At 74.8% G+C, this 6,855-nt stretch carries 6 protein-coding genes; 4 read left to right on the top strand and 2 right to left on the bottom strand.

Annotated elements, in window-relative coordinates:
- Window positions 1-191: 191 nt before the first annotated feature.
- Entirely contained in the window at window positions 192-884 is a 693-nt protein-coding gene (locus tag ACFCX4_RS33475) for a LuxR C-terminal-related transcriptional regulator (protein ID WP_376150760.1), read from the bottom strand.
- A 917-nt stretch (window positions 885-1,801) separates the two neighbouring features.
- Between ACFCX4_RS33475 and ACFCX4_RS33470 the strand changes: the two genes are divergently transcribed.
- Window positions 1,802-3,385, top strand: a complete 1,584-nt coding sequence (locus ACFCX4_RS33470) for an AMP-binding protein (protein ID WP_376150758.1) — start codon at window positions 1,802-1,804, stop codon at window positions 3,383-3,385.
- A gap of 152 nt (window positions 3,386-3,537) precedes the next feature.
- Here the strand turns inward: ACFCX4_RS33470 and ACFCX4_RS33465 are convergent, their stop codons facing one another.
- Window positions 3,538-3,963, bottom strand: coding sequence for an SCP2 sterol-binding domain-containing protein (locus tag ACFCX4_RS33465; RefSeq protein WP_376150756.1), 426 nt, complete (start codon window positions 3,961-3,963; stop codon window positions 3,538-3,540).
- Window positions 3,964-4,168: 205 nt separating this feature from the next.
- On the opposite strand from ACFCX4_RS33465, the gene ACFCX4_RS33460 reads away from it, so the two are divergent.
- The 3 genes from ACFCX4_RS33460 to ACFCX4_RS33450 all read left to right on the top strand — a co-directional run bounded on the left by ACFCX4_RS33460 (window position 4,169) and on the right by ACFCX4_RS33450 (window position 6,759).
- Window positions 4,169-5,167: an ATP-binding cassette domain-containing protein gene (locus tag ACFCX4_RS33460; RefSeq protein WP_376150754.1), complete on the top strand. Its 999-nt coding sequence runs from the start codon at window positions 4,169-4,171 to the stop codon at window positions 5,165-5,167.
- On the top strand, window positions 5,164-5,958 hold the full coding sequence (locus ACFCX4_RS33455; RefSeq protein WP_376150752.1) for an ABC transporter permease: 795 nt from the start codon (window positions 5,164-5,166) through the stop codon (window positions 5,956-5,958). Before ACFCX4_RS33460 ends, ACFCX4_RS33455 begins: the two co-directional genes overlap by 4 nt.
- An 84-nt stretch (window positions 5,959-6,042) precedes the next feature.
- A complete protein-coding gene (locus tag ACFCX4_RS33450) occupies window positions 6,043-6,759 on the top strand; it encodes a thioesterase II family protein (RefSeq protein WP_376150750.1) in 717 nt (238 codons plus the stop codon).
- The last annotated feature ends 96 nt before the right edge of the window (window positions 6,760-6,855 follow it).

Here is a 6,855-nt window from a genome sequence, read left to right as displayed (position 1 = left end):
GAGGTGCACGCACCTCCCGCCGCCCCCTGTGCTTCGTTCCCCGGTGCGGGCCGCCGGTCCCGTTGTCCCCGTCACCCCCGCCGGCCGCGGCATCCGCCTTCCTCGCCGCGACTCGACCGGGGGTGGACCGGGTGGACCCGGTGGACGGGACCGGGCCGCCCACCTGCCGGTTCAGGCCCGTGCCGGCGTGTTCAGGTGTGCGCCGGGAGGAGGCCCTCCTTGAGGGCGGTGACGACGGCGAGGGTGCGGTTGGGGCTGTTGAGCTTGGCGAGCACGTTCGCGACGTGCCGCTTGGCGCCGTGCTCGGAGATGGCGAGGCGGCGGGCGATCTGCTTGTTGCTGAGGCCGTCGCCGACGAGGGTGAGGACCTGCTGCTCGCGCGGGGTGAGCGAGACCGGGCGCGGCGTCTTGGTGCTGCCGCGTTCGCGTACCTGCGACAGGAGTTCACGGGCGAGCGCGGTGGGCATCGACAGTTCGCCGTCGTTGATGCGGCGCAGGGCGTCGGCGAGGGCGTGCCGGGTGAGCTCGGACTGGATGAGGAAGCCGTCGACGGGCAGGGAGGCCGCCTGGAGCACGAGGTGCTGCGCGGTGTTCTCCAGCAGGAAGAGGATTTTGACGCCGTGCGAGGCGATCTCCCGCAGGGGGTCGTGGAGTTGGTCGACGTCATGCCCGGTACAGGATATGATCAGCATATCGAAACGCACGTGCGCCAACTGCTCGGTGAGCGAAGCGAAAGAGTCCACCTCGGTCAGATGTCGGACGCTGATGGTGGACAGCATGGTGCGCAGTCCGAATCTGGCCATCTCGTTCGGGACGAGCAGGGCGATGTCGAGGGCGTGACCGCCGATGTATTCGGGCACCGAAGCGTGATACGCGTCCGTCATGTCCGTACCTCCTGCGGGTCGGGGTGGGGGGAATGTCTCTCCGTGTCGTGCGGGGACCGTGTCGTGCGGGGGAGATGCCGGATGGCCGAGGGGTCGGGGCGCACGGGGATGTGGCCGTGCGCGGGGTGCTGGCAGGGCCGGTCGTCACGGCCGGGCACCGGGGGGTGCCGGGGGTGCCGTGGGTGGTCTACGGAGTCTTCGGCGAAGGGTCGCGCCGCTACTACGCATCGTTAGTAGACCGACACGACAGTAGTTCACCGTCTGGCGCGCAGCAATGGGCGGTCTCGTGTCATGTTCGGATCCGACCGAATCCCGCGACCGCCCGCCGCCGGGCCGTTCCGCCCGAAGGGGACCGGTCCGGGTGGCCGTTCGGGCACCGCCGCTCCGGGGTGCCGGGGGGCGTCCCCGCTCCGGTGCGGGGCGGTGGCGGGAGGGCGGGCCGTTGACGCCGTCCGTCCGCCGGGCCGTTCGGGCAGCGCGGGTCGACGGCTTTCCGGGGCGTTCCCACGGGGGGCGGACGCCCGGGGCCGGGGCTTTCCCCGGACGCCGGAACGGCCGGTGGGACCCGCCCGCGGCAGGTGGGGGCGGTGTCGTCCGACCCGTCGACTCGGTACGAAGTGCTCGAAGAGCAAAGGGAATTGACGATGTCTCAACCGGCCTTTCCGGGCGCACGGGACCGGACGGCGGTGGCTGTTCGGGCAGCACCGGGCGGGGACCGCCGGCCGGGGACCGCTGTTCGGGGCGGTCTTGGGGTGGCTGCGGGTCCGGGCCGCGCTGTCTAGCGTGGGCCGGGTCGACCGCGGAGGTCCTCGCCTGTGGAAAGGGGCGCGATCATGGTGCCGGGTGTTGTCCGTGATCCGGGTGGGTTGTCCGTTCCCGCCGCCGTCGGTGCGGCGGCGCGCGGGGGTGCCGGCTCGTTGACGGTCCTGGACGAACGGATGCGGGCCGTTCCGCTGTCGCTGCGCGAGCTGGAGGAGGCGGCGGCCGGGGTGGCGGCCCGGCTGCGGGGCGCCGGGGTGCGGCCCGCCGACCGGGTGTGCGTGCTGGCACCGACCTCCCCGGCGATGCTGGTGCACCTGTTCGGACTGTGGCGGCTCGGAGCGGTCGTGGTGGTCCTCCCGCACGAGCGCCTCGACGACACCGAACGCCTGCGGGCGGTGCTGGCGGCGCGCACGGAGACCGCCGGCGCCCGGGTGCTGCTCACCTCCCCCGCACTCGCCGCCCGGGTACGGGCCGCGGTGCCGGCCGGCGTCCGGCTGCTGACCTTCGACGCGACCGCCGCGCACCCGAGGGCGCCGCTGCCGCCGGCGCCGGACGCGGCGGACCTGGCGCTGCTCCAGTTCACCTCGGGCAGCACCGGGCCGTCCAAGGCCGTCGTGGTGCGCCACGGTCAGCTGGTCGGCAACATCCGCACCTGCATGGAGACCCTCGACATGCGGCCGGGCGACACCTATGTGAGCTGGCTGCCCTTCTACCACGACATGGGGATCGTGTCGGTGACCGGCCTGCTCGTCCACGGCGTGCACGCGGTGCTCCTGCCGACGGAGACGTTCCTGCGGCGCCCGGCCAGCTGGCTGGAGACGGTCAGCGCGCGCCGGGCGGAGATCACCGCGGCCCCGGACTCCGCCTACCGGCTCGCCGTCCGGGCCCAGCAACTGCGGCCCGCGGCACTGGACCTGTCGCGGCTGCGGGTGGCGATCGACGGCGCGGAGGCCGTCCACGCCGACACCCTCGCGGGGGTGCGGGAGGTGCTGGGCGCCTGCGGCCTGCCCGACGGCGCCCTGCGCCCGACCTACGGGATGGCGGAGACCACACTGGTGGTCACCGCAGCCCGCGGACCGGCCGGCGCCCGGGTGGTCGAGCCCGGGCTGCTCCCGGCGCAGCTCGGCCCGCACCCCGTCCCGGCCCGGGCACTGGCGTCCTGCGGCGCCCCGCTGCCCGGCACCCGGGTCAGCGTGCACGCCGCCGACGGCAGCGTGCTGCCCGAGGGCCAGATCGGCGAGGTCCGGGTGAGCGGGCCCGGAGTCACCGACGGCTACTGGACGGCCGCGCACGCTCCGCTCGACGACGGTGCGGGGCGTCTGGGCGGGGGCCGGATGGACACCGGTGACCTCGGATTCCTCCACGACGGGGAGCTGTACGTCTGCGGCCGGGTCAAGGACATCATCATCGTCGGCGGGCGGAACCTGTACCCCGAGGACTACGAGAGCGCCGCGGAGGGCGTGCCGGGCGTGCGCGGGGGCAACGTCATCGCGTTCTCGCTGCCCGGCGAGGAGCGGATGGTCGTGGTGGCCGAGGTCGCGGGCGGCGCGGCGGGCCACGAGCGGGTGGCCCGCGAGCTGTTCGAGCGCCTGCGCGCCGCCGCCCAGTACGCCCCGGCCGAGGTGGTCCTGATCCGGCCGACCACGCTGCCCAGGACCTCCTCCGGGAAGAAGCGCCGCGGCGCCTGCCGCGAGCGCTACCTGGCGGGCGAACTCGCCGTCCTCGCCGTCGCCCGCTGACGCCACCCGGCCCGCGTCGGCGGCCCGGCCACGGCGGCGCCCCCGGGCCGGCGGGACCTCCGGGCCGGCGGGACCTCCGCGCCCGGCCCGGGGGCACCGGTGCGCCCGGGAGCGGGCCGCCGCGTCGCACGGCCCGCTCCCGGACGCGGCGCTCAGACCGTCTCGTCGACGAAGCTGCTCGACACCCGCGCGGCCAGCGACACCAGCTCGTCGGTCGCCCGCACGTACTTCAGGAGGGTCGGCAGGTGCCCGGTGACCATCAGGTCGCCGTCGAGCATGCCCTCGATCGGATCGGTCTCCCCGGCGATCACGCTCTTCCACACCGAGTACGGGGCCCGGATCACGAACGTGGGATCCCCCGCGCCCTCCTTGCCCACGTCGTACGCGGCGAAGCGGCACTTGCCCTCGCCGAATTCGGTACTGCACCAGATGTCCGCCGGCACGCCGGCGTCCTGCTCCGCCTCGAAGACGAACGCGATGCGCGCCTGGAACGTCATCGCGGCCTCCTCGAACTCCTCGGAGGCGTTGATGAGGCCGACGTAGGAACTCAGCCACGCCGAGCTGGGAAAGACGTTCACGACCAGTGCCCCTCTTCCGTCCGGTCCGGTATCGCCCCGTTGTACCCGCCGCGCCGCCGCCCCGGACAGGAGCAGGCGGCACCTCCGTGCCACCACACGCTCGACGCGCCCCAACGGCCACCCCGAACGGGCAGTCGCGCCAGGCACGAACGACGCTCCGAAACAGCGCTGTTCACGCCCCCGGCGGCGGCCGACCCTGAACGGCATGCCCATCATCGAGGCCCAGGGCCTCCACAAGGCGTTCGACGACGGCACCGTCGCCGTGGACCGGGTCGACTTCGAGGTCGTCCAGGGCGAGGTGTTCGGCTTCCTCGGCCGCAACGGCGCGGGGAAGACCACCACCGTCCGCATCCTGTCCACCCTCACCCGCGCGACCTCGGGACACGCCAGCGTCCTGGGACTCGACCTCGCCCGCGACCGCGCGCGGATCCGTGACCGCATCGGCCTCTCGCTCCAGCAGGCCTCGCTCGACCCCCTGATGAGCGGCCGCGAGCACCTGCACCTCATCGCCTCGCTGCGCCGCATGCCCGCCGCCGAACGCCGCGCCCGCACCGACGAGCTGCTCACCGGCTTCGGTCTCACCGACGTCGCCGACCGCCTGGTCGCCACCTACACCGTCGGCATGCGGCGACGTCTGGACGCCACCCTCGCGCTGCTGCACCGCCCCGAACTGCTCTTCCTGGACGAGCCCACCACCGGGCTCGACCCGCAGAGCCGGCGTGCGCTCTGGGCGTTCGTGCGCTCCTACCGCGAGGACGGCGGCACCGTCTTCCTCACCACCCAGTACCTCGACGAGGCCGACGAGCTCTGCGACCGCATCGCGATCCTCGACCACGGCGCGGTCGCGGTCATCGACACCCCCCAGGGCCTGAAGAAGGGCATCGGGGGCAAGGTCCTCACCCTGCCGGCCGGCGACACCGCCCGGCGGGCCGTCACCGAGGCCCTGGGCGCCGGCGCCTGCCGGACGGTCGGCGACCTGCTGACCGTCAACCTGCCCGCCGTCGGCGAGGTGCTGCCCGGCCTGCTCGCCCGTCTGAACGCCCTGGGGGTGCCGCTCGACGCGGTCACCGTCACCGACCCGACCATCGAGGAGGTCTTCGTGCGTCTGACCGGCGAAAGCCTGGAACACCGCACCACCGACGGGCGCAACGTCTCCGCCGCGGCCCTCGCCCGCACGGTCGGCACCGGCCGGAACGACCGGTGAGCGCCGTGCCCGCGACCTTCGACCAGACCCTCACCCTGCTGGTCCGCAACCTCCGGGAGGGCCTGCGCAGCCCCGTCATCGCGTTCGTCTTCCCGGTCCTGTTCCCGCTCTTCCTGATCACCCTCGTCGCGTCCAGCTACGAGCGGATGGCCTTCATCCCCGGTTTCCCCGTCACGCCGTACGCCGCCTACATGGCCCCCGGCCTGCTCCTGTTCACCGGCATGATGGGCTCCGGGTACTCCGCCACCGCCCTCGTCCTCGACGCGCAGAGCGGATTCCTGGACCGCCTGCGCCTGCAGCCCGTGCGCCCCAGCGCCCTGCTGCTGTCCCGCCTGCTCTTCGACGCCCTGCGCGTCGTCCCCGCCGGCCTGGTCGTACTGGCCGTCAGCGTCCTGCTCGGGGCCCGGATCGACTCCGGCCCGCTGGGCGTCCTCGTGCTCATCGCGCTCTGCTCGCTGTGGTCGGTCGCCTACGGCGGCTTCTTCTACCTGGTGGCCCTGCGCACCCGCAACTCCCAGGCCCCGCTGGCCATGGCGCCGCTCTCGGTGCTCCTGCTGTTCGCCAGCCCCGCCGCCGCGCCCCCGTACCTGCTCCAGGACTGGCTGGCCGCGCTCACCACCTGGAACCCCTTCACCTACGTCATCGAGGGCATCCGGGCCCTGATGACCGGGCCGGCCGAGGGCACCACCACGGCCGAGGCGCTGTTCAGGGCCCTCGCCGTCCTGGTCGGCCTGACCGTCGTCACCCAGGCCCTGGTCGTCCCCGCCTTCGCCCGTCTGGTCGACGACTGACCGCCGCCACCCGTGCCCGGCGCCCCGCAGGCCCGCGGGCCCGCGGGGGCGGCCCGGTCACCGTCTCCCCTGGAGTGTCCCGTCATGCTGCTCCTCTGTTTCCCGCACGCGGGTGGCGCCGCCACCCCCTACCGCGACTGGGCGGCGGACCTGGACCCGGTCCGGGTCCGGGTCGTCACCCGCCGCGCCCGGCCCGCCGCACCGGCACCCGCCCCCGCCCCGGTGGCCGGGGGCGGGGCGGGCGCGTCGGTGGACGAGCTCGCCGCCGCCTGCGCGCGCGGGCTGCTCACCGAACAGCGGCCGTTCGCGTTCCTCGGCCACAGTCTGGGCGCCCTCCTCGCCTTCGAGACCGCCCGCGCGCTGCAGGGCGCCGGCGCCCGCGGTCCCGTCGTGCTGTTCGCCTCGGGCCACGTGGCCCCGCACCTGCCGTCCCCGGGCCGGCGGCTGGCGGACCTGCCCGCCGCCGAGTTCTGGGCCGAGGTCCGGGCCCTCGGCGGCACGCCCCGCGAGCTGACCGCCCACCCCGAGCTGCGGGACGTCGCCGAGCACTCCCTGCGGGCCGAGTTCCGGCTCGCCGAGAGCTACCGCTACCGCCCCGGCCGGCCGCTGGACTGCCGTGTCGTCGCCCTGACCGGCACCGAGGACGACCGCGCCCCCGCCGCCGGGTGCGAGGCCTGGCGCCTGCACACCACCGGCTCCTTCGCCCTGCACACCGTGCGCGGCGGGCACTTCTTCCCCGCCGACAACCCCGCGCCCGTCCTGGACGCCGTCCGCACCGAGCTGGCCGCCACCGTCCCCTGACGGTGCCCCCGCCGGTCCGGCCCCGCTCCCGGACCCGGTCCGGCCGTGCGGTGACGCGAAGGGCCGTGGCGGGCCCGCCCCCCGCTGCCACCGGGG

Source organism: Kitasatospora sp. NPDC056327, from assembly GCF_042261735.1.
GTDB lineage: Bacteria > Actinomycetota > Actinomycetes > Streptomycetales > Streptomycetaceae > Kitasatospora.
Note: the sequence above shows the minus strand (reverse complement) of the source record. Positions and strands in the feature narration are given on the sequence as shown.